This window comes from Streptococcus sp. 2022WUSS083, assembly GCF_044427155.1.
In the GTDB taxonomy this organism is placed as follows: domain Bacteria; phylum Bacillota; class Bacilli; order Lactobacillales; family Streptococcaceae; genus Streptococcus; species Streptococcus hashimotonensis.
On the sequence record NZ_JAOTGK010000006.1, the window covers coordinates 32,604 to 56,328 of the forward strand.

A 23,725-nucleotide genomic window follows, 5' to 3' on the forward strand; every position below is an offset into this window, starting at 1 on the left:
ATCAGTCACTTTCCACAAACCGACCAATAATATTGACGTTGTCAGCTACCGATACAAAGGCTTCGGGGTCTGCCTTTTTCATAATATGCTTGAAATCATTGAACTCTGCACGAGTGATGATGGTAATGAGAATCGTCTTTTGCTCATGGTTATAAGCACCCTCAGCACCGTTGATAATGGTCACACCGCGATTGAGCTTCTTATGGATTTTCTTAATGACTCGTTCAGGATGATTGGTAATAATCATGGCCTGCATCCGTTTTTGTTTCACGAAAATCGCATCTGTCATGCGACTGGAGATAAACAGCGCAACCATTGAATACAGGGCATATTGCCAGCCAAAGGTCATCCCTGCAATCAACATAATCATAATGTTGACAATCAAGGAAATGGAGCCAACTTGACGTCCCGTCTTCTTGCGAATAATAATAGAGACAATATCAGTACCACCACTGGATACATTGTTCCTAAGCGCAAAGCCAATCCCAGTTCCCAGCATGAGACCACCGAAAATAGCATTGACTAACGGATCCGTCGTCAGGGTAACTGGCGGCATAAATTGGATAAAGAAAGAACTGAAGGATACCGTAATAAAGGTAAAGATAGTAAATTTATAACCAATTTTATACCAAGCTAAGATAAGCAAGGGGATGTTCAGACCGTAGTAGACCACCGCAATCGGTACATTCCAACCAGCGTAAGAAGCTGCCAGAGCAGAAACAATTTGTGCAAGACCAGTAACTCCAGACGAATAGACATTCCCTGGTCTAAAGAAAAAATTGACTGCAATACTAGATAGGAGTCCATAAATAATGGACCCCGATATCCGTTCAGCATATTTTTCCCGAGAAATTCCCAAAATGACCGACCAAAACTTATTCTTTCTGGCCTTTCTTAAAAAGCGTACACGCTGTTTTCTGAAAAATTTATTCATTTTCAAGTGTAATGTCTAAAGCCAATTCCTCTAATTGAGCTGATGCAACCGTACTTGGTGCCTGTGTCATCGGATCAGATGCCTTGTTATTCTTCGGAAAGGCGATAACTTCACGAATATTATCCTCACCAGCCAATAACATGACAAAGCGGTCCAAACCGATAGCCAATCCACCGTGTGGTGGGAAGCCGTAGTCCATAGCTTCAAGCAAGAAACCAAACTGCTCATGCGCATCTTCAGCTGAGAAACCAAGAGCCTTGAACATCCGTTCTTGCATATCTTTTTGGTTGATACGAAGGCTACCGCCACCTAATTCATAACCGTTCAAAACGATATCGTAGGCAACTGCACGAACCTGTGCCAAATCACCATCCAAATGATGAGCTGTTTCTTCTGTCGGCAAAGTGAATGGGTGGTGGGCACTCATGTAGCGACCTTCTTCTTCAGACCACTCAAACATTGGCCAGTCTACAATCCAGAGGAAGTTGAACTTGCTGTCGTCAATCAAGCCTTGTTCCTTAGCCAAGCGGTTACGCAAAGCTCCCAGGGTATTGTTGGCTACTTCCAATTCATCCGCCACAAAGAGGACCAGGTCCTTATCTTCAAGTTGTAAACTTGCTGTCAACTTATCTGTAATACCTGTCAAGAACTTAGCAACTGGCCCCGCTAATTCTCCCTTGTCTACTTTAACCCAAGCAAGACCTTTGGCACCAAATTGTTTGGCGTATTCTGTTAATTTATCAATGTCTTTACGTGAGTAACTATCCGCTGCACCTTTCACAACAATGGCTTTGACAACTGGTGCTTCTGAGAAGACCTTGAAGTCAACTTCCTTGACAAATTCTGTCAAGTCTTGCAAAAGCATCTCAAAACGAGTATCTGGTTTATCTGAACCATAGAAATTCATAGCATGGTCATAGGCCATACGAGGGAATGGCAAGGTCACATCGATTCCTTTGGTATCTTTCAAAACCTTAGCAATCAAGCCTTCTACGATGTCTTGGATTTCAACTTCATTCAAGAATGAGGTTTCTAAGTCCACCTGTGTAAACTCAGGTTGACGGTCCCCACGCAAGTCCTCATCACGGAAACACTTAACGATTTGGTAGTAACGGTCAAAACCGGCGTTCATCAAAAGCTGCTTAGTAATCTGTGGACTTTGTGGCAATGCGTAGAAATGACCTTTTGACACACGAGATGGCACCAAGTAGTCGCGCGCACCCTCTGGTGTTGACTTAGTCAACATTGGCGTCTCCACATCAATAAATTCCAAGTCATCCAGATAATTGCGAATGCTGTGGGTTACAGCTGCACGTAATTTGAAGTTGTTGAGCATTTCTGGACGGCGAAGATCCAAATAACGGTAACGAAGACGGGTATCATCGCTGGCTTCAATGTCATCTTTAATTTCAAACGGAGTTGTCTTAGCCGTGTTCAATACTGTCAAGCTGGTCACTTGCAGTTCAACAGCTCCTGTCGGGATATTGTCGTTAGCCTGCTCACGCTCCACAACCGTTCCTGTTACTTCGATAACAAACTCGGAACGAAGACTCTCCGCTTTTGCCATCACTTCAGCTTCAACTGACTCAGGGTTAATCACCAATTGCATAATACCTTCACGGTCACGCAAGTCAATGAAAATCAGACCACCCAAGTCACGACGACGGCCAACCCAACCTTTCAAAGTAATTTCCTGTCCGACATGTTCTTTACGAACACGTCCAGCGTACATAGAACGTTTCATTTTCTTCCTCTTTTACTGATTTTATACCTATTCATTCTACCATAAAATGGCTGATTTTTGGGGGAAATTGCCGAGAAAAATCTAAGAAACTGTATTCACCGTCCAGCACTCCTATCTAAAGCTACTCAGCCTTAGTTTTTTCAAAATATAGTCCGTATTCCTTCAAAAAACTATCCCTTATATAACTTGACTTGTGAGTACAGGCTTAAAAAACCAGCCTTAAACGACTGGTTTAGTATAAAGCATATCTAGATGCGGAATACCGTCCTCTAAATAGACTTCTGAAACTGGCTCAAAACCTAACGAACTATAGAACTTTTCTAAATGGGCTTGGGCACCGATTTTAATCTGACTTTCTTTCCATTCGTTTGTAATAAAGTGAATTGCCTGCTCCATCATTGGTCGACCTAATCCTTTGCCACGATGACTTGACTTGATGACCACACGACCGATGGAAACTTCATCATAACTTAGACCAGCTGGCAAGATTCTCAAGTAAGCTACTAACTCTCCATTATCCATTCCTAAGAGGTGAAGACAGTTTGGATCCTTACCGTCAACTTCAGGATAGGGACAGGCCTGTTCAACAACAAAGACATCAACTCTCAGTGTCAAGATGGTGTAAAGTTCCTGTAAACTTAGTTGGTCAAATGCTTTTATTTCCCACTGCATAAGTACCTCCTAGGGCAAGATGTTGCCTGCGCTTTTATATATTTCGTACCATTCTGGTCGAGTCAAGGTAATCCGACTAGCTTGTGCAATCTTGGTCAAACGATCTGGATTCATGGACCCAACAATGGTTTGAATCTTAGCTGGATGACGCAAAATCCAAGCTACGACAATTGTTTCATGTGAAACATTGTATCGCTCTGCTATTTCCCCAATGGTCTGATTTAAAAGAGCATAATCTGGATGATTGGCAAAAATACCTCGTTGCAAATCAATCAAGAAAGGAGACCAGGCTTGGATAGTGATTTTTTTAAGCTGGCAATAATCAATCAGCCCACCATCACGCATAGTCGCAGCATCATCTTTCATATTGACATGTAATCCAGCATCAATCAAAGGCGTGTGAGCAGGAGATAGCTGCAATTGATTAACTGCAAGCAGTTGATCTAGATAGGATTGCAGTAACTCCATTTGGTAAATGTTTTGGTTGCTGACGCCAAAATGACGAACCTTTCCTGCTTTTTTCAAGAGATAAAATGCTTCTGCCACTTCCTCTGCTTCCATTAGAGCATCCGGACGGTGTAAGGCGAGAACATCTAAATATTCTGTATCCAAGCGCTTCAAAATCCCGTCCACAGATTCCAAAATATAGTCTTTTGAAAAATCAAAATAACCCTTACGAATGCCACATTTGGACTGGAGAAGCAGGTCCTCACGCTTGAGACCTGCCAATTTTGCCCCCTGAGCAAAGCGAATTTCTGACTCACCTCCGCCGTAAATATCTGCATGGTCGAAAAAGTTGATTCCCTGTCCAACGACTGTATCTAATACTTTAGCAGTTTCCTGCTCTGTCAAACTAGCCATTCGCATACAGCCTAAAGCAATTCGAGAAACCTGTAAACCTGTCTGTCCTAATTCTTGCATGTGTCTTCTCCTTGTAAGCGTTTTTCTTCTATTCATTATAACAGAAAAACTCAGCCGAAACTGAGTTTTAGTTAAAACCATAAATTCTTTTCGCGATTTTATAGACAGCATTGGAAATTTTTCGACCTGGATAACCGTATAGGTTAGTTAATTGCCCGAGTAACCCTTTTCGAACGATTTTAAAGAGAGCTGGATTGTTATCACGAATATAGTGCCATAATTCCTGCTTTTTCATCATGTGTTCAGCTGTTCCAGCACGATTGAGAAGGGCACAGGAGATAATGGTCGTAATCTCTACGTGATTGAGCAAATAACTCCGTAAATCAGGATTGTCAATCGCCCCCAAGTCTAAATTATCCACTAAGATCCGATTAACTTTTAACTGCTGGTCAATGCGCTTAATCATGACGGATTCATTGACAGACTGGTCATTTCGCCCAATAAAGTAACGATAAAAATCTACTGGCAGATAGTACATGGTTTTCACAGCCTGTAAAGGAGTAAATACGAAAATATTATCCACATAGAAAGTATGCTCTGGTAGAACGAGACCAACCTCACGCAATAAATCTGTCCTGTAAATCAAGGAATGCATCATCATGTATTGACCCTTGGAAAAGGCACCCACATCCTCCCAACCGAAGATACGGTTCTCAGGTAGAGTGGATTGATAAGACATGGATTTTTTACGAGATTGCCCCTCTTTTTCATAAACAAAATTGGAAATGAAGGCATCAACTGGCGTATTTTCGTCTTCCAATGCCTGCAAACTCTCTAGGATCTTCAAATAGGCTCTGGTATCAACCCAGTCATCTGAATCTACAACTTTAAAGTACTTCCCCTTGGCCTCACGTACCCCTGTATTTACAGCTCCGCCATGGCCCTTATTGTCCTGATAAATGGCACGTACGTTTGAAAATTGATTCTCTAGTCCCTCTGCGATCTCCTGAGTCCGATCGGTCGACCCGTCGTTAATAATCAGAATTTCAACCTTGTCACCACCCATTACAAGGGAATGAACACAGTAATGAAGGTAAGCATCCGAATTATAACTCGGAATGGCAATGCTTAGTAAGGTCATCTTTCTCTCCATTTGACACAATTTGTTACTATTTTATCACATTTTCAGGAAAGTTGCTGAGCATTTTTATTTGTAAAAACTGACCTACTCAGACAGTTACTAAGGCATAACTTATTCACAACCTGTGGAAAAGTTGTGGATTTCTTCAACAATCTGTGGAAAACTATTGGACAAAATCTTTTTCTGTTTTAATCTCTAGTTTTTCCACATCTCGACCTTGACTCCGTTTTATAATCACATCAAGATAATCAGCCAAGAAACTTCTCGGGGACGCTGCTTGCAAGGTCTGATAGGCTTGGCTTGGAAATACCGTCTCATCAAGCCAAGTCTGGTCCAATTTTTCTCCTGAAAAATAAGCACGATTGGCTGGCATGATAAATTGTGAAATAGCATCCGCTGTCTCGCCATCATACCACCGTTCATCGTTCAACACATTGTGGACCATGATGTCACTGGTATTGTCAAAGACGGTTTGTAAGTACTTTACGTGGTCCTGCAAATTTGGATTACTAGGTTGGTGTTTTTCTGTCCACGAAGCCATATCAAGTTGAGTTTTTTGATAGTGAATACTTGCATTATCAAGGCTCAATTGGCCGATAATTGCTGGATAAATAGAAAATGCTCCATTGACCACTTCAGTATAGCTGACTTGCCCCAAGTCTTCTTCAACAATATTCTGAGAATGAGTGTGTCCCGAAAAACCAAATTGAATGCCATATTGATTGAACACAGCCTTCAAATCGGCAGCATTATCCAAAGTATAGCCTTTTGAGAGCATGGCATGCTGTTGCAAGATATTGTGATGGACAATAGGTATCAAGCTCACTCCAGCTTCCTTGGCTGCCTGAAGCTGTACTTCTATCCAATCCAAGGTCTCTTTTTTGATACGTCCATTGGTTGGAGGAGCTCCTTTACCGTAGCCGTCAGAGTAGATGTTACTGTCTATCATCAGAAACCAAGCATTGGAAAATGGCTTGGCCAGATAGCTCAATGAGGCTTGATTACGACTGCTGGCTTGTTGATAGCCATGATCGTCAAATATATCTGAAAATTGCTGAGCGGTTACCTGATCCGTCACTATCTGCTGGTCTCCCTTAAAGGCCCTAGCCCAGCCACTGGCAATATCATGGTTGCCAGGAATGACCAAAACCTCCGTTCCTTTTTCTTCAATCCGGGTAAAATACTGCGCTAACTCAACCATGCTCTGCTTTTCACCGTTTAGAGTCAAATCCCCACTGACTAGTAACAAGGAAGGTTCCTCACGCTCAACCTGCTCAACCAAGGCCTCCATCCGCTCTTTTCCATAACGTAAATCCTTGCCAGCAGCTGTTTTTTCGATATAAGAAAAAGCCTCTCCATCATCAAATAAATCCTGTGATAAATAATGCAAATCTGTGATAATCCAAATTTTATCTTGGTCTCTTAATGCAGCCTCGACATAGGATTGCTGACGCTGGCTAGCAATAGCAGACCAAATCAAAAGAATGGCTACAATAGCTCCTAACAATAATACTATTTTCTTCTTCATACCTTAAAAGTATATCATCTTAGATGAATGACGACAATACAAAAAGAGGAGTTAGACTGTAGCCAACTCCTCATATTAAAATTTATTTCTTAGCAAATCCAGCTGCTTGTTCACCAGCCTGACGACCAAATACGATGATGTCTGCTACAGCATTACCACCAATACGGTTTTGACCATGAACACCACCAGTTACTTCACCAGCAGCATAAAGACCAGAAATTGCTGAACCATCTGTTTTCAATACTTCAGTATTGGTATTGATTTTCACACCACCCATTGTATGGTGAACACCAGGTGCAACTTTAATGGCATGGTAAGAACCAGTATTCAAAGAATGGTCCATACCTGATGTACGACCAAATGCCGCATCATTCTTATCTGCTACAGCCTTGTTCCAAGTATCAAGTGTTGTTTGAAGTGTATCCGCAGGTAGGTCAATTTCTTTAGCCAAATCTGCAAGTGTAGCACCCGTTTTTACAAGACCTTTTTCTTCGTATTGAGCAATCGCTTTCACACGATCTTTCAAGGCATCATCAAAGATAACATAAGCATAGTTTGGCTCTAAGCTATTGATAGCCGCAGAAACTTTATCACGAGTTTCCAATTCGTTAACAAAACGCTCACCTTTTGAATTGACAAGAATAGCACCCTCACCACGAACAGCTTCCGTAATCAAGTAAGAAGTTTCTTGCTCAACAGTTGGGTGAATTTGGATTTGTTCCATATCAACAGTCGCAGCACCTTCTGATTCAGCAAGCGCAATACCGTCACCTGTTGAACCTTCTTGGTTAGTAGTGACATAACCTTCAAGGGCTGGATTGAATTTAGCAACCATGTCTAAGTCCGCACCGAAACCACCTGTAGCCAATACAACTGCTTTTGCAGAAACTTTCTTAGTTTTACCAGCAATTTTTACTTCAACACCTGTCACAGCTCCATCCTTGTCTTGGAGTTTTGTAACATCTGCATTTACAAAAATTGGTACTTCACGTTCAACAAGATTGTGGTAAAGACCATTTACCAAGTAGCCACCAACAGCAGAACCATCTGCAGGACGGTGGGTACGTTTTTCACTCATACCACCAGTTGTAGTTAGGTTGCTAAGAGTGATCCCCATTCCATCCAACCAGTCAATTGCACTAGCAGAGTTATCTACAAGATAACGAAGCAATTCAGGATCGTTTGTCCCTTTACCACCTTTAAGCGTTTCTTCGTAGAATTTATCGTTTGAATCAGCAATACCTTCCGCTTCTTGGAATTTAGTCTGTGAAGCATTCATACCAGCTGATGATTTAGCCGTATTACCACCGATAACAGGCATTTTCTCCAAGAGAGCAACACTAGCACCAGCATCTTTAGCTGAGATAGCTGCCGACATACCTGCACCACCTGAACCAACAACGATAACATCGTAGCTATCTTTCAACTCAGATGGATCTGTATAAACTTTCTCAGATGCACCTGAAACAGCTTCTTCTGATGAAGAAGAAGTCGTAGATGATGAAGACGTAGCTGTCTTTTCAGACTTACCTCCACACGCCACTAAAAACAAAACAGCAAGTAGACTCATCAACAAGCCTAACCAAGCTTTCTTTTTCATATAAACCTCCAATTTTTATCTGATATTAGTATTATACAAGATTGTGAAATGTTTTTCAATCTGTTTTGAAATATTTTTCACAAACATGAACAAAAAAATGTATGATATTCGCTTCATACATTCTTAAAACTATTTACTGCCCTTGAAGAGCTAAAAAATTCTCTATTTCGGATAGCGTTGCTTGACTCCCTTTACGAAGTATTCCAGATAATTTACCCGATTTATAATAGGTTAAGCTAGGAACCGTAGCAAGACCTTGACTCTGTCGAAATTGTTGTATTTTTCCATTCGGATCCGACTCGCTATCCAAATAGTAGATAGTCGCACGTGATCGCTCTACTGCCTCTGTTAATTTCGGAACAAAATCACGACAATAAGGGCATGTCTCACGACCTATGTATAATATAAATTCTTCCTCATCTTGGACCTTTTGCTCCACTTCGTCTATCGAAATAGCCTGGTAACTCTTTACAGCCTTCACATAGTCTGATTCATTTGGCGTAGCCGCTGATTGAGATAGAAAGAAGGCCCCACCTACGACCAAAATAGCTAATAGCACTAGCAAAGAATACTTACGCCACATAATCCCTCCTCAAATACAGACAAAAAGCCCTTGTAAATAGGGCTTTTAAAATATCGATACAAATCTTAGAGCATTTTGTTGTAGAATTCTACGACAAGAGCTTCGTTGATTTCTGGGTTGATTTCATCGCGTTCTGGCAAGCGAGTCAATGAACCTTCAAGCTTTTCAGCATCGAATGATACGAAAGCTGGACGTCCAAGAGTTGCTTCAACAGCTTCAAGGATAGCTGGAACTTTGATTGACTTCTCACGAACTGAGATCACTTGACCAACTTCAACGCGGTATGAAGGGATGTCAACGCGTTTGCCGTCAACAAGGATATGACCGTGGTTTACGAATTGACGTGCTTGACGACGAGTAGTTGCCAAACCAAGACGGTAAACAACGTTGTCCAAACGACGCTCTAAAAGAAGCATGAAGTTGAAACCAAGAGTACCTTGTTTGATTTTAGTAGCTTGTACGAACAAGTTACGGAATTGTTTTTCACCCAAACCGTAAGAGAAACGCAATTTTTGTTTCTCAGCCAATTGCAAACCGTATTCTGACAATTTAGAACGGTTGTTTGGTCCGTGTTGACCTGGTACGTAGTTACGACGTGCCAATTCTTTACCTGTACCTGTCAATGACAAGCCAAGACGACGAGCTTGTTTCCAAGATGGTCCTGTATAACGTGACATAGTTATGTCCTCCTAAAATAAAATATAAAAATTATTTGTAGGAAATAACGTTTTAAGCAAACCTGATTCGTGCAGGAGGCCTTCATCGAAACAGCAACGATTACTCTTCTTGCTGACCTTCTGTTGACGAGCTTCATTTTGCCCTGCTGTTATTTCACACAAAGATTAGTATAGCACAAAAAAAAGGCTCTGTAAAGCCTTATATAGCGATTAATCCAAATAATGAATCAAAATCTTTTCTGTCAAAATGTCTGAGTAAGTATAAGATTCCACAAAGGTATTGTTTGGATCTTCAAATTCAACGATAAAGAGAGACTGATAAACCTCTACAATACGCCCCTGCTTATTCTTCTCACGCTTACGACCATTTTCAAGGGTCAACTCGACAATCTGTCCCTCATGGTCCTTAATATCTTGTTTGATTTGCTTCATTTTAGCAACATCTGTAAATGCATCACTCATTCTCTATCCATCCTCCCTCTTGGAAATACTTGCAAATTTATTGTATTCTTTTTGGAACATCAGTTCCACGGTACCACGCGCACCGGAACGGTTTTTCTCGATGATAACTTCAACCGTATTATTGGGAATACCACCGTCTTCCTGCTCACCGCGCTCATAATAATCATCACGATATAAGAAGGCAACGATATCCGCATCCTGCTCGATAGATCCCGATTCACGAATATCAGACAGAACAGGTCTCTTATCCTGACGTTGCTCCACACCACGCGACAACTGACTGAGGGCGATAACAGGAACTTTCAATTCCTTGGCCAAAATCTTCAACTGACGGGAAATCTCAGAAACCTCTTGTTGTCGGTTTTCCCGACCTGTTCCCGTAATCAATTGAAGATAGTCAATCAAGATCAAGCCCAGATTGCCCGTTTCCTGAGCCAACTTACGTGAACGCGAACGAATCTCTGTAATCTTGATACCTGGTGTATCATCAATATAGATACTAGCCCGAGCCAGGTTAGCTTGAGCCACCATGTACTTATTCCATTCTTCCTGCGTCAAATGCCCCGTACGAATAGCCCTCGAATTGATAACTCCCTCAGAAGCGAGCATACGGTCAACCAAGCTTTCTGCACCCATCTCCAAAGAGAAAATAGCAACTGTCAAACCTAGTTTTGTACCGATATTTTGTGCAATATTGAGAGCAAATGCCGTCTTACCAACCGCAGGACGAGCCGCAAGAATAATCAACTCTTCCTCATGCAGACCCGTTGTCATAGCATCAAGAGCAGGATAGCCAGTTGCAATCCCTGTAATATCCGACGTCTGCTTAGCACGAGTTTCAAGGTTGTCAAAGTTGATATTCAAGACATCATCAATCCGCTTGAAACCACTTCGACTGGCTCCCTCACTGACATCAATCAAAGCTTTTTCAGCATTGGCAATAATGTCATCTGAACCATCCGCACCCTCATAAGCCTGATTAACTGCATCCGTCAAACGGGCAATCAGTTTACGGAGATTAGACTTTTCAGCAACAATCTTGGCATAGAATTCCGCATTGGCTGCCGTCGGTACGGAACTAATGATTTCAGCCAAATAGGCCAAACCACCGATATTTTCCAAATCACCATGGTTCACTAAATAGTTACGCATGGTAGTCGCATCAATTGCCTCATTTCTATCAGAAAGAGCAATCATAGCTTTAAAAATTAGCTTATGAGCATGTTTGAAAAAATCTTCAGCTTCGATGTATTCACGAACGAAGACCAGCTTGCCTTCATCAAGGAAAATAGCTCCTAATACCGATTGTTCAGCTAGAATATCCTGCGGTTGCACCCGCAATTCATCCAACTCTGCCAAGATCTCACCTCCTCACTGGCTAGATAAATAATTAAGCTTCCTTAATACTCAAATTAATGATGCCTGTTACATCTTGATAGATTTTAACTGGTACATCAATGAGACCAATCGCACGAATTGGGTGATCCAGCTGAATATGGCGTTTATCAATCTTGATGCCAAATTGCTTGTCCAATTCTTCAGCAATTTTCTTGCTGGTAATAGAACCAAAGGTACGACCATCTGGACCAACTTTTTCGACAAATTTCACTAAAGTAGCTTCCTCAGCCAACTTAGCCTTGATAGCCTCTGCTTCTGCAATCATCTCTGCATGAGCCTTTTCCTTAGATTTTTCCTGACCACGAAGGGCGCTGATTGCTTGGTTTGTTGCTTCCTTAGCCAAATTTTTCTTGATCAAGAAATTTTGGGCGTAACCTGTTGGAACTTCCTTAATCTCACCCTTTTTACCTTGACCTTTAACATCTGCTAAAAAGATTACTTTCATATCTGTTCTCCTAATTTCCATTTATTTCTTCGCGGATTTTATCCGTCAACTTTTCACATACTTCTGCGATTGTCTGGTCATATACCTGAGCAGCAGCTAGGTTAAAGTGGCCACCTCCACCCATTTCTTCCATGATGCGTTGAACATTGATTTTACTATGACTCCTTGCAGAAATAGATACATACCCTTTGGTATTTCTTGTTACAACGAATACCGCCTCAATTCCTGCCATATCCAATATTGTATTGGCAGCCTTACTCGGAATAATATTATCGTATTCTTTAGTATCATCTGCACACGCAATAACAACATTGGACTCAATTCTCTGCCCACTTAAAATCAGTTCATTGATTTGACGATATTCCTCAAAATCTGTCGCAGCAATCTGCTGGATTTCCAAGCTATCGCTACCACGAGTCCGCAAGTAACTAGCCACATCAAAAGTACGACTAGTCACACGAGAGGTGAAATTTTTTGTATCAAGCATAATCCCAGCCATCAATAAACTAGATTGAATGCGATTAAGCTTATGGTGTTTATCATTCTGGAACTGAATTAATTCCGTTACTAACTCACTCGCAGAACTAGCACCACTCTCTATATAAGTCAAAACTGCATTATTTGGGAAATCTGTATCGCGACGATGATGATCAACCACCACAACCTGGGTAAATTGTTCATAGAAATCCTTATCCAAAGTCAAGCCAATCTTTGAATGATCTACCATGATTAACAACGACTGGAAAGTGACCATCTTCATGGCTTCCTCAACCGTTAGCAAATTAGAACAATTTTCATCACTCAACTTCTTGATAGCACGTGCAATATCTGGTGCCATTTCATCTGGATTATACACCGTATAGGCATTGTTCATAATATTTTGAGCAAAGTACTGCATGCCGACCGCGGATCCAAGCGCGTCCATATCTAAATTACGATGTCCCACCACAAAAACAGCATCAACCGATTTGAGTTTATCTGATACAGCAGTCATCATAGCACGAGTCCGCGTACGTGTTCGTTTAACGGAAGAAGCCGAGCCACCGCCAAAGAAAAGTGGCTGTTTACTCTCATCATTTTCCTTGACCACAACCTGGTCTCCACCACGAACCTCAGCCATATTGAGATTTTGGAGCGCAACCTGTCCGATTTGGTGATGATTTTCATTACCATACGCCAATCCCATACTCAAAGTCAAACCTAAATCTAACTTTTTAGCCTCCTCGCGGAACTTATCAATAACTGAAAACTTATTCTCTATCAATTTTTCTAACACAGCATAATCTGTAAAGAAATAGAATCGATCCATTGTGCCGCGTCGATAGTAGATACCGTAATCATGGCAAAATTCCGAAACAAATTGAGCCAAGAAGGAATTAACTTGGCTAATTTGAGAATCAGTTACAGCATCCTCAAGCTCATCATAGTTATCAACTGAAATAATCCCTATAACAGGACGGCTTCCGATCAAACTATTTGTCGCTGAATACTCTGTCGACGCATCAAAAAAGTAAAATAACCCTTGATCAAAATCAACGTTAACAGCGTATCTCTTGCCTGAAAAGTTTGCATAAATTCGCTCCTCATCCAGACCAACGTCAATAATTTCACGTAGTTTTTTTTGATCAAACTCACCATTTTCTTGAGCAAAAATCAGCTCAGCAAAGGGATTAAACCATTCTACCTGATTACTATCTGGTCGAACTTTGATAACTCCCACTGGCATTTTATCCAAGAGCATCATCAAACCAGAATTGGCCTGATTATTGAGATATTCAATCTGTTCTAGCTCACTAAATTCATAAGAATGTTTTTGATAAATAAACAGCGCAATCAACACCAGTAGGCTGATGAGTAGCGCAAAAACTGTACTGGCACCAATTGGAAAAAATCGGTGGACAAGAGCCACCAACCCAAATAAAATGACACCTATCATGACAAAGTGAATTGTCGAAAATCGAAATCTTTTCATCACTAACCTCTGCCTGCCATTCTACCATAAATTCAGTAAAAAAGCTACTTTTCACATGATTTTAAAGTAGTTGACATATAGCTGACATACAGCGAAAAGAACAGCCTTAGTGACTGTCCTTTGATTTGTTTTTAGAAATGGAACGACTGCGTCCTTCCAAGTAGACCATGAGAATGGATATATCCGCTGGATTGACACCGGAAATCCGACTAGCCTGGCCAATAGTTTCTGGTGAAATCAGCTTAAATTTTTGGCGAGCCTCGGTCGCAATGGAGTCAATATCATCCCAGTCAATGTCGGCTGGAATGCGTTTTTCTTCCATACGTTTCATCTTCTCCACCTGATCCAAGGCCTTGGCAATGTAGCCCTCGTACTTGACTTCTGTTTCAATCAATTCAATGGTCTTGGCGTCCAAGTCCTCTGCTGCTGGGCCGATAAAGGCTACCGCATCTGCGTAAGTCACATCTGGACGACGCATGAATTCCTTGGCAGTCAGAGCGTCTGTCAAGGGCTTGAAGCCCATAGCTACGACTTTTTCGTTGGTTTCCTTGATTGGCTTGAGTTTGATAGACTCCAAGCGTTTCATTTCATTGTCAAATTGGTTTTTGTGAATCTGGAAAACCTGCCAGCGCTCATCATCCACCAAGCCAACCTGACGACCGATTTCCGTCAGTCGCATATCGGCATTGTCATGACGCAGAATCAAGCGGTATTCTGCCCGACTGGTCAAGAGGCGGTAAGGCTCCACCGTTCCCTTGGTTACCAGGTCATCAATCATAACACCAATGTAGCCGTCGCTTCGTTTCAAAATCAGCTCAGGCTTGCCCTGCACCTTGAGGGCTGCATTGATACCAGCGACAATTCCCTGACCTGCTGCTTCTTCATAACCTGATGTTCCGTTGGTCTGACCCGCTGTAAAGAGCCCTGAAATCTTCTTGGTTTCAAGCGTTGCCCGCAACTGATGAGGCATAACCATATCGTACTCAATGGCATAGCCTGTCCGCATCATTTGGGCATTTTCCAAACCTTTAATGGAGTGGATCAAGTCCTGCTGCACATCTTCTGGCAGACTGGTTGACAGCCCTTGGACATAGATTTCGTCTGTATTGCGACCTTCTGGCTCTAGGAAAAGCTGGTGGCGTTCCTTGTCGGCAAAACGGACAATCTTATCCTCAATAGAAGGGCAATAACGGGGACCAATCCCCTTGACAATGCCCGAAAACATAGGTGCCCGATGAAGATTGCTGTTGATAATCTCATGGCTGGTCGCGTTAGTATAGGTCAACCAGCAAGGAATCTGATCCTGCAAATAATCCTCGTCCTTGGACAAGAATGAAAAGTGATTTGGCTTTTCATCGCCTGGCTGAATCTCGGTTTCTTCGTAGTTAATGGTACGAGCATTGACACGCGGTGGTGTTCCTGTCTTGAAACGACCGATTTCAAGTCCCAATTCTTTCAGATTATCCGCCAGCGTGATAGAAGCTAAGCTATTGTTAGGTCCTGACGAATACTTGAGGTCACCGATGATAATCTCACCACGCAAGGCTGTACCCGTCGTCACCACAACTGCCTTGGCTGAAAATTTCTGGTTGGTAGCCGTGCGGACACCGATAACCTTGCCGTCTTCCACTAAAATCTCATCAATCATGGTTTGACGCAGGGTCAGATTTTCCTGACGCTCCACCGTCCGCTTCATCTCTGCTGCGTATTCTGCCTTGTCAGCCTGAGCCCGCAAGGCACGTACGGCTGGACCCTTGCCCATATTGAGCATTTTCATCTGAATGTAGGTCTTGTCAATGTTGCGCCCCATTTCGCCACCCAGGGCATCAATTTCTCTTACCACAATCCCCTTGGCAGAGCCACCAATGGAGGGATTACAGGGCATAAAGGCCACCATATCCAAGTTAATAGTTGCAAGCAAGGTCTTACAGCCCATGCGACTGGCTGCCAAACCAGCTTCTACACCCGCATGCCCCGCACCGATCACGATAACATCGTAGTTTTCTGCAAATGTGTGTGTCATATTGTTTTCTCCTTCATATTCATGATGTGTTTGACTTGCCCATTCCAGTTTGGCAATTCTTGAGCCAGAAAAGCTGGTACGACATCTAGGTTGACAAGGCTGTCAAGTTCAATCCATTCACAAGCTTGTTTCAACTTCCCTTCAATCATCTCCTTGGGCAATTCTCCAATAGGCTCAACGATAAAATGAAACTCGATATTGTGAAAATCTACGCCTTCATGTGTAAACTGATTTTCAACGACAAAAGCTAGCTGGTTGACAAGGCTGTCAATTCCTAATTCTTCTCTGACTTCTCGAATAACCGCATTTTGTGCCGTCTCGTTGACTGCTATTGCACCGCCAATGGTATAATAACGCCCCTTAGAGTCCTTGGTGAGAAATATTTTTCCGTCTTTTATAATCAATGCCGTCGCCCGAACACCGAAGATTTGATTGTCAATTCTAGTCCTAAAATCCATTCTTCCTTCTCTTTTCTAAAATTTCTTCTAGATATGGAACTAAATTTTTCTTATTTTCATCGCGACTAGTAAACCATATAAAATCAGTATGCTCTTCTGGATCAAGAAGAATGGTTTTGGGCTGTTCAGGAAGTGTTACTTCATAGACCAGCCTTGTAAACATCGCCTCTTTCTCTTCATCAAACTGACTATCTTCATGGATAATGGTCAGATTTTCCTTGACTATCGAAATGCCTGTTTCTTCATAGCATTCTCGAACAGCAGCATCACGAGGCAATTCATTCTCCTCGACACGCCCCCCTGGAATATCCCAATATCGAGGAAAGACATTGGGCTTGCCACGCTTGATTTGTGAACGCTGAATAATCAGGTGACTGTCTGCAACAGTCAGTAAAACATGGGAAATCAGTTTGACAGGCATGGTTCCTCCTAATCTCACAAAAAATAGCCAAAACTCTCGAAAACTGCAGGACAAAAAAGCCTACAATTCCCATGAGCTTTGACCATCATGATGATGCGACCATTTAGCCTAACATAATATTCTTATAACTTCAATTTAATTTAAATTTTTCAGTTTGTTCATTTATTTTTTTTAATAGAGTCAGCATTTCCTCACTATTAAATTCTTGAGACGCTCCATTAACATAGTCATCAAGTCTATCACGATAATATAAGATATCTCGAATAATATTTTTAGTTTCAATTTCCCCTAAATTTCTACCAAACATAGGTTCAATATTTCTAAAAAAATATCTATAGTATGAAAAAATGACAGATAATCCAGTCACAATAATAATTAGTGAAGTTATTACTATAGTTGCATACATATCTACATCATCTCTTGAAATAATAGAAAAAAATGGAGATAAAATTGCTACCATGCTTACTTGTATTATGCCAGAAAGAACAAATTGCTTTTTTGCATGGAAGCTATCATTATTATTATTAATTTCATCAATCAAGTTTTCCAATCGTGAATAAACACTTCCAGAAGGGATACTCTGCGAAATTTTTTGTTTAATATTATAAAGATGTTTTTTATACTCTGATTTACTATATTTACTATCTTGAATTTTCCATAACGGATCTAAAGTAAACTTTTTTATTATATATATCAAAATAAAAAATAGCATAGTAGGTAAAATATTCCACAAACCATCTAAGAATGGAAGTTGTAATGTACTCTTCGTAATTAAACCATCAACAAGTTTTTGTAACTGAGCACCAACCAATAAGAGTGGAATAATAGCTATAAAAGATAAAATAAAATAAGATTTAGAATGTTTATCAAACTTTTCCTGCTGGAATTCTTTATTGATTATTTCAAATACTTCATTATAAAACTTACTAGCTAAATTATTGTATACTTTATACTTTTCCTTTGCTGACATAAAAGTAAAATCCTTTCATCCTAAATATACTGACAAGCAACCCCATCCTTGTAGGCCATGTCGATCATGCCACCGCCCAGACACTCTTGACCGTCGTAGAAAACAACGGCTTGGCCTGGTGTGATGGCTCGTTGTGGCTCTGCAAAAATAACTTCTGCCTTGTCACCTTTTACCTTGACAGTTACTTGACTATCTGGTTGACGATAGCGGAATTTAGCTGCACACTCAAGTGTGAATTCTTCAGGCATATCACGTGTAAAGTGCACTTGACTAGCCTGTAAAGAAGTTGACATCAAAGACTCATGATAGAAACCTTGACCGACATAGAGGATATTTTTTGACAGGTCTTTTCCGACAACAAACCAAGGCTCATTGTCCCCACCGATTTGTCCTCCGATACCAAGCCCCCCCCGCTGGCCAATGGTATAGTACATGAGGCCTGTATGCTCTCCCATATCACGACCGTCCACCGTCATCATCCGACCGGGCTGGGCTGGCAAATACTGCCCTAAAAACTCTTTGAAGTTCTTTTCACCGATAAAGCAAATGCCTGTCGAATCTTTCTTTTTAGCGGTTGCCAAGCCTGCTCGCTCTGCTATTTCCCTCACCTGAGGCTTTTGTAAATGGCCGAGCGGAAACATGGTTTTCTGCAGCTGTTCCTGTGAGAGTTGGCTGAGGAAGTAGGTCTGGTCCTTGCCATTGTCTGCCCCACGCAGCATATGGACAGTGCCGTCCTCGTCGCGTGATACCTGAGCGTAGTGACCTGTCGCCACATAGTCCGCACCCAAGTTCATAGCGTAATCCAAGAAAGCCTTGAACTTGATTTCCTTGTTACACATGACATCTGGATTGGGCGTCCGTCCTGCCCGATACTCTGCTAGGAAGTACTCAAATACGCGATCCCAGTACTCTTTTTCAAAGTTGACAGAGTAGTAGGGAATGCCGATCTGGTCTGCCACTGCAGCCACATCCTTGTAATCTTCTGTTGCTGTACAGAAGCCATTTTCGTCCGTGTCGTCCCAGTTTTTCATGAAGATGCCGATCACATCGTAGCCCTGCTCCTTGAGCAAGAGAGCCGTAACCGATGAATCTACACCGCCACTCATACCGACAACAACACGGGTTTTAGAATTGTCAATTGACATAATCTTCTCCCATCTTTTCGTAGAAATAACGATTTGAAGGTCGTATTCCAAAATTTGATTATCCAAAAACGATTGACGATTTTGAACAACTTGTATTATACCATACAAAAAGGGTAAGCGATAGAATTTTAACATAAGAAAACACATTCATCTAGGCATATTCTCTAACCGGAAAATTTGATATAATAGTACCAAGAAAAACGTGAGGATTACTATGACAAACTTAAAATTTCAGTCGGTCTTTGATATTATTGGACCTGTTATGATTGGTCCATCTTCTAGTCACACAGCTGGTGCGGTCCGAATTGGGAAAATTGTGTCTTCCATCTTCGGCGATAAGCCGACAGAGGTGGAATTTCAACTCTACAATTCCTTTGCCAAGACCTATCGTGGTCACGGTACGGATGTAGCCTTGGTAGCAGGTATTCTGGGCATGGATACGGATGATCCCCGCATTCCTGACTCTCTTGATATTGCAAGAGAACGAGGCATTAAGGTTTACTGGCGTGTCAACAAGGACAGCAATACCCCACATCCCAATACCACCAGAATCATCATAAAAAACGATAAAAAATCCATCTCAGCCACAGGCGTTTCCATCGGTGGGGGAAACATTCAAGTAACAGAGCTCAACGGCTTCTCTGTCAATCTCAATATGAATACGCCAACTATTATTATTGTTCACCAAGATGTCCCTGGTATGATTGCGAAAGTGACCGATGTTCTTTCTAAGTATGACATTAATATCGCTCAAATGAACGTGACACGTGAAAAAGCTGGCGAGAAAGCCATTATGATTATCGAAGTGGATGCTCGCCAATGTGAAAATTCTATTGCAGAAATTGAAAAAATTCCACACCTGCACAATGTAACCTTCTTCAACTAGAAAGAGAAAGACATGTTTTATACTATCGAAGAATTAGTTCAGCAAGCAGACAACTTTTCTGGTAATGTAGCTGAACTCATGATCACGACTGAAATTGAGTTGACCGGTCGTAGCCGCGAAGAAATATTGACAATTATGTCAAGAAACTTGACAGTTATGAAAGCCTCCATCGTAGATGGACTTACTGAAAGCAAATCCGTATCTGGTTTAACAGGAGGCGATGCTGCCAAGTTAGATGCCTATATGAAATCTGGTAAAACCCTGTCAGATTCCGCTGTCCTATCCGCCGCAAGAAATGCTATGGCCGTTAATGAATTGAATGCTAAAATGGGCTTGGTCTGTGCCACTCCGACAGCAGGATCTGCAGGCTGTCTACCAGCTGTGCTAGGAGTTGCTATTGAAAAGCTCAATTTGACAGAAGAACAGCAACTTGACTTCCTATTTACAGCTGGAGCCTTTGGACTAGTTATCGCCAACAACGCCTCCATCTCAGGTGCAGAAGGAGGCTGTCAGGCAGAAGTCGGATCTGCCTCTGCTATGTCTGCCGCAGCCCTGACACTGGCAGCAGGTGGAACTCCCTACCAAGCCAGCCAAGCCATCTGCTTTGTCATCAAAAATATGCTGGGTCTGATTTGCGATCCCGTCGCTGGTCTGGTAGAAGTCCCTTGTGTCAAACGTAATGCAATGGGAGCAAGCTACGCCATGGTAGCTGCCGATATGGCACTAGCAGGTATCGAATCCAAAATCCCCGTTGATGAAGTCATCAACGCTATGTACCAAGTGGGATCTGCCCTACCAACCGCCTTCCGTGAGACTGCCGAAGGAGGCCTGGCTGCCACACCGACGGGTCGTCGCCTTGCTCAAGAAATTTTTGGGGAAGATTGACAATAATGTAAACCAAAAAGGACCCTAACGGTCCTTTTCTTATTGTTTCGTGAATGTTAGTTTCTCTAAGGTTGTATCATTGGCATCAATTTCTGTCAAAGTAAGAGTTAGACCATTCAAGGTATAACTATCTGCTTCGCCATCAATGTAGGCAAGTTTTTTATCTAAATCAAAGATAACTTGTTCAATATCTTGATCTCCGTCTTTGTCAACTTCTGTCAAGGTTGCTTGATTCCCTTTTACAGTCAACGTGTAGGTGGCATTTCCAGATGCTGCTGTATAAGTACCATCTAGCTCAGAGGTGTCAACTAACTTTACACCGTAACTTGTTGCTAGTTGACTAGCAGAAGTTGTATTTACTGATGAGGCTGATGATGCATTAGCTTGTGCTATTACCTGTTGATTGTCATCATCATCTGCAATTCCAACTTGTTGCTCAATTTGATCTCCTAATGCCTCTAGTTTATTTTCATAGACTTCTGCTGCGACAAAACCAGCCGTCACAAGTGCCAAGGCACCTACCGACAATAAGATAATCGATTTCTTACTCATGCCTGTAACCTTCTGTTTGACTGCTTCCCAGACACCTGTTTTCTTATTTTCTGCCACTTCAATAATTTCTTGTTGTTGATTGTTATTTTCCATTTTGTATTCCTCTGATTAAATCTATTTCTCAGCTCTTGCTGATAAGTCTATTATAGAGGATAGGTTTTAACACTTTAGAGAAACATTCTAAACAAATTCTAAACACTTATAAATTAATCATTAAGACGATATCCTGCTCCCCAGACAGTTTCAATCAAATCCGATCCCAATTTATCTCGGAGCCGATTGACATGAACAGCAACTGTCGCACTATCTCCAACATAGTCATATCCCCAAATCTTCTCAAATAAATGTTCCTTAGAGAATACTCTGTTTGAGTGTTTTGCTAGATAAACAAGTAATTCAAATTCGCGATTGGGCAATTTGATTTCCTGACCATCCAAAGTCACCTTCCAATTATCCAAGAAAATAGTCATATTCCCAACTGTTAATTCATTCTGATCATTATCCTTTTGAAAACGCTGGTAGCGAGCCAAATGAGCCTTTACACGCGCCACCAACTCCATAGGATCAAAAGGTTTGCTGATGTAATCATCCGCTCCCAAGCCTAGTCCTCTCACCACGTCCATGGTTTCTTGCTTGGATGTAACCATCAAAATAGGGAAATCCACCTTATCCCGTAAATCACGACAAAGATCGTAGCCAGTTCTATTTGGGAGCATGACATCCAGCATTAAAAGAGCATAATCCTCTTTTTTGAGTTGGTCCTCTACAAGACCACCGTCATGTACCAAATCTACTTGGTAGCCCTGCATTTCCAGATAATCTCGCTCCAAATAAGCAATCTCTACATCGTCTTCTGCGATTAAAATCCGTGTCATTTCATATCCTTTCTAGGTAATCTAAAGATAAATCGAAGACCTGGAGTTGCCTCAACAGATACCTGGCCGTCCAGTCTCTCCATAATATTTTTTACAATCGCTAACCCCAGACCATGGCCTTCTACTTGCTGTCTGGTATCGTCTGCCCTGTAAAATTCTTCAAAAATCAAGTCAAGTCTATTCTTTTCTACGCCTTTTCCGTTATCTGTAAAAGTCCAAACAACTTCTTGCTCCTGCATTTGTCCAGTAATACTGATTATCAGGGGCTTTACAGCAGCATATTTTCGTGCATTGTCCACCAGATTATCTAGAATTCTACGAAATTGAATTGGATCAATCTCAACTGGCAATCCATCCGATACTTCCAAACTAAACCGAATGTCCTCATCTACTAATTCCTCAGTTTTCTCTCTTACATAGGACTGTAAAAAGATAGCCAAATCAAGCTTGACTTTATCAAATGGCATTTTATCTGTCTGCAATTGTGAAAAAGCAAATAATTTTTCCAACAATTTCTCCATCACCTGAGATTTTTGATAGATAACAGTCAAATACTGATTACGTTTTTCATCCGTATTGGCAATACCATCCAAAATTCCCTTGGCATAGCCTTTTATTGAAGTCAAGGGTGTCCGCAAATCATGTGAAATATCCGCAACCATCTGGGTTCGATTTTGTTCATACAGTCGATTTTTCTCACGGGCATCTAACAAAGAAGTCTGCATTTGATTGAACCCTTGGGTCAATTCTTCAAATTCCTTATCACCTTGATAGGTCAGAGGTACTGTATAATCTCCCTGCTGGATACGTTCTACACCGCTGTGCAATTCCTCCAGAGGACGCATGATAACCCCTAGGAGACGGCGAGTAAAGAAGAAGTTAAGCACCACTACGACCACGATACCTATTCCACCAACTAACAAAAGCTGTATCAGGAAGGCTTGAAATTCTTGGCTTTCTTGCTGGTCTTCCAAATCTTCTAACAAGGCATATAAATAATAAACTTGCCCATCCGTGGCGAGTTTACGGCTAATCACAATTTCTCCATCTACATAGGAGGTGTGAGTGGTTGATGATACTGTCACTCCCAATATCTCATCCGCATCATCTTTCAGATTTGAAAAGACAGCCTCACCATTACTTTCTACATAGAGTCGTGCATCATTCGATGCTAACTCATCTGCCAATACTGCAAAATCTGATCCCGAAAACTTTTCCAAACTCTGTTGACTACTTGCTGTCTTCTGGCTAGTGGACTGCCATGTTTCTTGGTTACGATAAATACTATTAACCACATAAACACTTACCCCCAGCATCGAAACCAAGGAAAAAATAAGCATGATCATATTTAATCGAAAAATTCGTTTTTGTAATTTCATAGTTCTTCTTTTCTAGTCAATTTTTTCACAATTATAAACAAAACAACCCTATCTGTAAAGCTAGACAACTTTCAACAATAGAAAAAAGTCTAGCATCGTGCTAGACCTCTTCTA

23 protein-coding genes are annotated in these 23,725 nt (G+C 41.5%); 2 read left to right on the forward strand and 21 right to left on the reverse strand.

Going from position 1 to position 23,725, the window contains the following annotated elements; translation table 11 throughout:
• Position 1: 1 nt before the first annotated feature.
• From ODU41_RS08700 to mnmA, 18 genes are all read right to left on the reverse strand, one after another.
• Positions 2–940 (reverse strand): YitT family protein, encoded by a 939-nt coding sequence (locus ODU41_RS08700; protein WP_398578138.1) that lies wholly within the window; start codon positions 938–940, stop codon positions 2–4.
• The gene (gene aspS, locus ODU41_RS08705; protein WP_398578913.1) at positions 927–2,678 is read right to left on the reverse strand and encodes an aspartate--tRNA ligase; all 1,752 of its coding nucleotides are present in this window, start codon (positions 2,676–2,678) and stop codon (positions 927–929) included. The genes ODU41_RS08700 and aspS overlap by 14 nt, the downstream gene beginning before the upstream one ends.
• Positions 2,679–2,897: 219 nt before the next feature.
• A complete protein-coding gene (locus ODU41_RS08710; RefSeq protein WP_398578914.1) occupies positions 2,898–3,350 on the reverse strand; it encodes a GNAT family N-acetyltransferase in 453 nt (150 codons plus the stop codon).
• 9 nt (positions 3,351–3,359) lie between these two features.
• Positions 3,360–4,271, reverse strand: a complete 912-nt coding sequence (locus ODU41_RS08715; RefSeq protein ID WP_398578915.1) for an aldo/keto reductase family oxidoreductase — start codon at positions 4,269–4,271, stop codon at positions 3,360–3,362.
• Between the two features lie 67 nt (positions 4,272–4,338).
• Positions 4,339–5,352: a glycosyltransferase family 2 protein gene (locus ODU41_RS08720; RefSeq protein WP_253217593.1), complete on the reverse strand. Its 1,014-nt coding sequence runs from the start codon at positions 5,350–5,352 to the stop codon at positions 4,339–4,341.
• A 163-nt stretch (positions 5,353–5,515) separates the two neighbouring features.
• Entirely contained in the window at positions 5,516–6,880 is a 1,365-nt protein-coding gene (locus ODU41_RS08725; RefSeq protein WP_398578916.1) for a metallophosphoesterase, read from the reverse strand.
• An 82-nt stretch (positions 6,881–6,962) separates the two neighbouring features.
• On the reverse strand, positions 6,963–8,480 hold the full coding sequence (locus tag ODU41_RS08730; protein ID WP_398578917.1) for a flavocytochrome c: 1,518 nt from the start codon (positions 8,478–8,480) through the stop codon (positions 6,963–6,965).
• A 133-nt stretch (positions 8,481–8,613) separates the two neighbouring features.
• Positions 8,614–9,063, reverse strand: coding sequence for a thioredoxin (locus tag ODU41_RS08735; RefSeq protein WP_398578918.1), 450 nt, complete (start codon positions 9,061–9,063; stop codon positions 8,614–8,616).
• Between the two features lie 65 nt (positions 9,064–9,128).
• Positions 9,129–9,740 carry a 30S ribosomal protein S4 gene (rpsD, locus tag ODU41_RS08740; RefSeq protein WP_002938227.1) on the reverse strand — a complete coding sequence of 204 codons (612 nt, stop codon included), beginning with the start codon at positions 9,738–9,740 and terminating at the stop codon, positions 9,129–9,131.
• A 210-nt stretch (positions 9,741–9,950) separates the two neighbouring features.
• Positions 9,951–10,202, reverse strand: coding sequence for a Veg family protein (locus ODU41_RS08745; protein WP_002938218.1), 252 nt, complete (start codon positions 10,200–10,202; stop codon positions 9,951–9,953).
• Between the two features lie 3 nt (positions 10,203–10,205).
• A complete protein-coding gene (gene dnaB / locus ODU41_RS08750) occupies positions 10,206–11,561 on the reverse strand; it encodes a replicative DNA helicase (RefSeq protein ID WP_002938217.1) in 1,356 nt (451 codons plus the stop codon).
• Between the two features lie 31 nt (positions 11,562–11,592).
• On the reverse strand, positions 11,593–12,045 hold the full coding sequence (rplI, locus tag ODU41_RS08755) for a 50S ribosomal protein L9 (RefSeq protein ID WP_012775408.1): 453 nt from the start codon (positions 12,043–12,045) through the stop codon (positions 11,593–11,595).
• 10 nt (positions 12,046–12,055) lie between these two features.
• Positions 12,056–14,017, reverse strand: a complete 1,962-nt coding sequence (locus ODU41_RS08760) for a DHH family phosphoesterase (protein ID WP_015647564.1) — start codon at positions 14,015–14,017, stop codon at positions 12,056–12,058.
• A 106-nt stretch (positions 14,018–14,123) separates the two neighbouring features.
• On the reverse strand, positions 14,124–16,040 hold the full coding sequence (gene mnmG, locus ODU41_RS08765) for a tRNA uridine-5-carboxymethylaminomethyl(34) synthesis enzyme MnmG (protein ID WP_024401439.1): 1,917 nt from the start codon (positions 16,038–16,040) through the stop codon (positions 14,124–14,126).
• Positions 16,037–16,498: an NUDIX hydrolase gene (locus tag ODU41_RS08770; protein WP_398578919.1), complete on the reverse strand. Its 462-nt coding sequence runs from the start codon at positions 16,496–16,498 to the stop codon at positions 16,037–16,039. Before ODU41_RS08770 ends, mnmG begins: the two co-directional genes overlap by 4 nt.
• Complete coding sequence (locus tag ODU41_RS08775) at positions 16,488–16,919, reverse strand: NUDIX hydrolase (protein ID WP_398578920.1); 432 nt, start codon at positions 16,917–16,919, stop codon at positions 16,488–16,490. The genes ODU41_RS08770 and ODU41_RS08775 overlap by 11 nt, the downstream gene beginning before the upstream one ends.
• Positions 16,920–17,049: 130 nt before the next feature.
• Positions 17,050–17,889: a hypothetical protein gene (locus ODU41_RS08780; RefSeq protein ID WP_398578921.1), complete on the reverse strand. Its 840-nt coding sequence runs from the start codon at positions 17,887–17,889 to the stop codon at positions 17,050–17,052.
• Positions 17,890–17,909: 20 nt separating this feature from the next.
• Complete coding sequence (gene mnmA, locus ODU41_RS08785) at positions 17,910–19,034, reverse strand: tRNA 2-thiouridine(34) synthase MnmA (RefSeq protein ID WP_398578922.1); 1,125 nt, start codon at positions 19,032–19,034, stop codon at positions 17,910–17,912.
• Between the two features lie 214 nt (positions 19,035–19,248).
• On the opposite strand from mnmA, the gene sdaAB reads away from it, so the two are divergent.
• Entirely contained in the window at positions 19,249–19,920 is a 672-nt protein-coding gene (gene sdaAB, locus ODU41_RS08790; RefSeq protein ID WP_014638840.1) for an L-serine ammonia-lyase, iron-sulfur-dependent subunit beta, read from the forward strand.
• A 12-nt stretch (positions 19,921–19,932) separates the two neighbouring features.
• A complete protein-coding gene (sdaAA, locus tag ODU41_RS08795; protein WP_024384285.1) occupies positions 19,933–20,805 on the forward strand; it encodes an L-serine ammonia-lyase, iron-sulfur-dependent, subunit alpha in 873 nt (290 codons plus the stop codon).
• Positions 20,806–20,844: 39 nt separating this feature from the next.
• Here the strand turns inward: sdaAA and ODU41_RS08800 are convergent, their stop codons facing one another.
• The 3 genes from ODU41_RS08800 to ODU41_RS08810 form a co-directional block, all read right to left on the reverse strand.
• The gene (locus tag ODU41_RS08800) at positions 20,845–21,450 is read right to left on the reverse strand and encodes a hypothetical protein (protein ID WP_398578923.1); all 606 of its coding nucleotides are present in this window, start codon (positions 21,448–21,450) and stop codon (positions 20,845–20,847) included.
• Between the two features lie 113 nt (positions 21,451–21,563).
• Positions 21,564–22,232, reverse strand: a complete 669-nt coding sequence (locus ODU41_RS08805; protein WP_398578924.1) for a response regulator transcription factor — start codon at positions 22,230–22,232, stop codon at positions 21,564–21,566.
• The gene (locus ODU41_RS08810) at positions 22,229–23,611 is read right to left on the reverse strand and encodes an ATP-binding protein (RefSeq protein WP_398578925.1); all 1,383 of its coding nucleotides are present in this window, start codon (positions 23,609–23,611) and stop codon (positions 22,229–22,231) included. The genes ODU41_RS08805 and ODU41_RS08810 overlap by 4 nt, the downstream gene beginning before the upstream one ends.
• Positions 23,612–23,725: the final 114 nt, after the last annotated feature.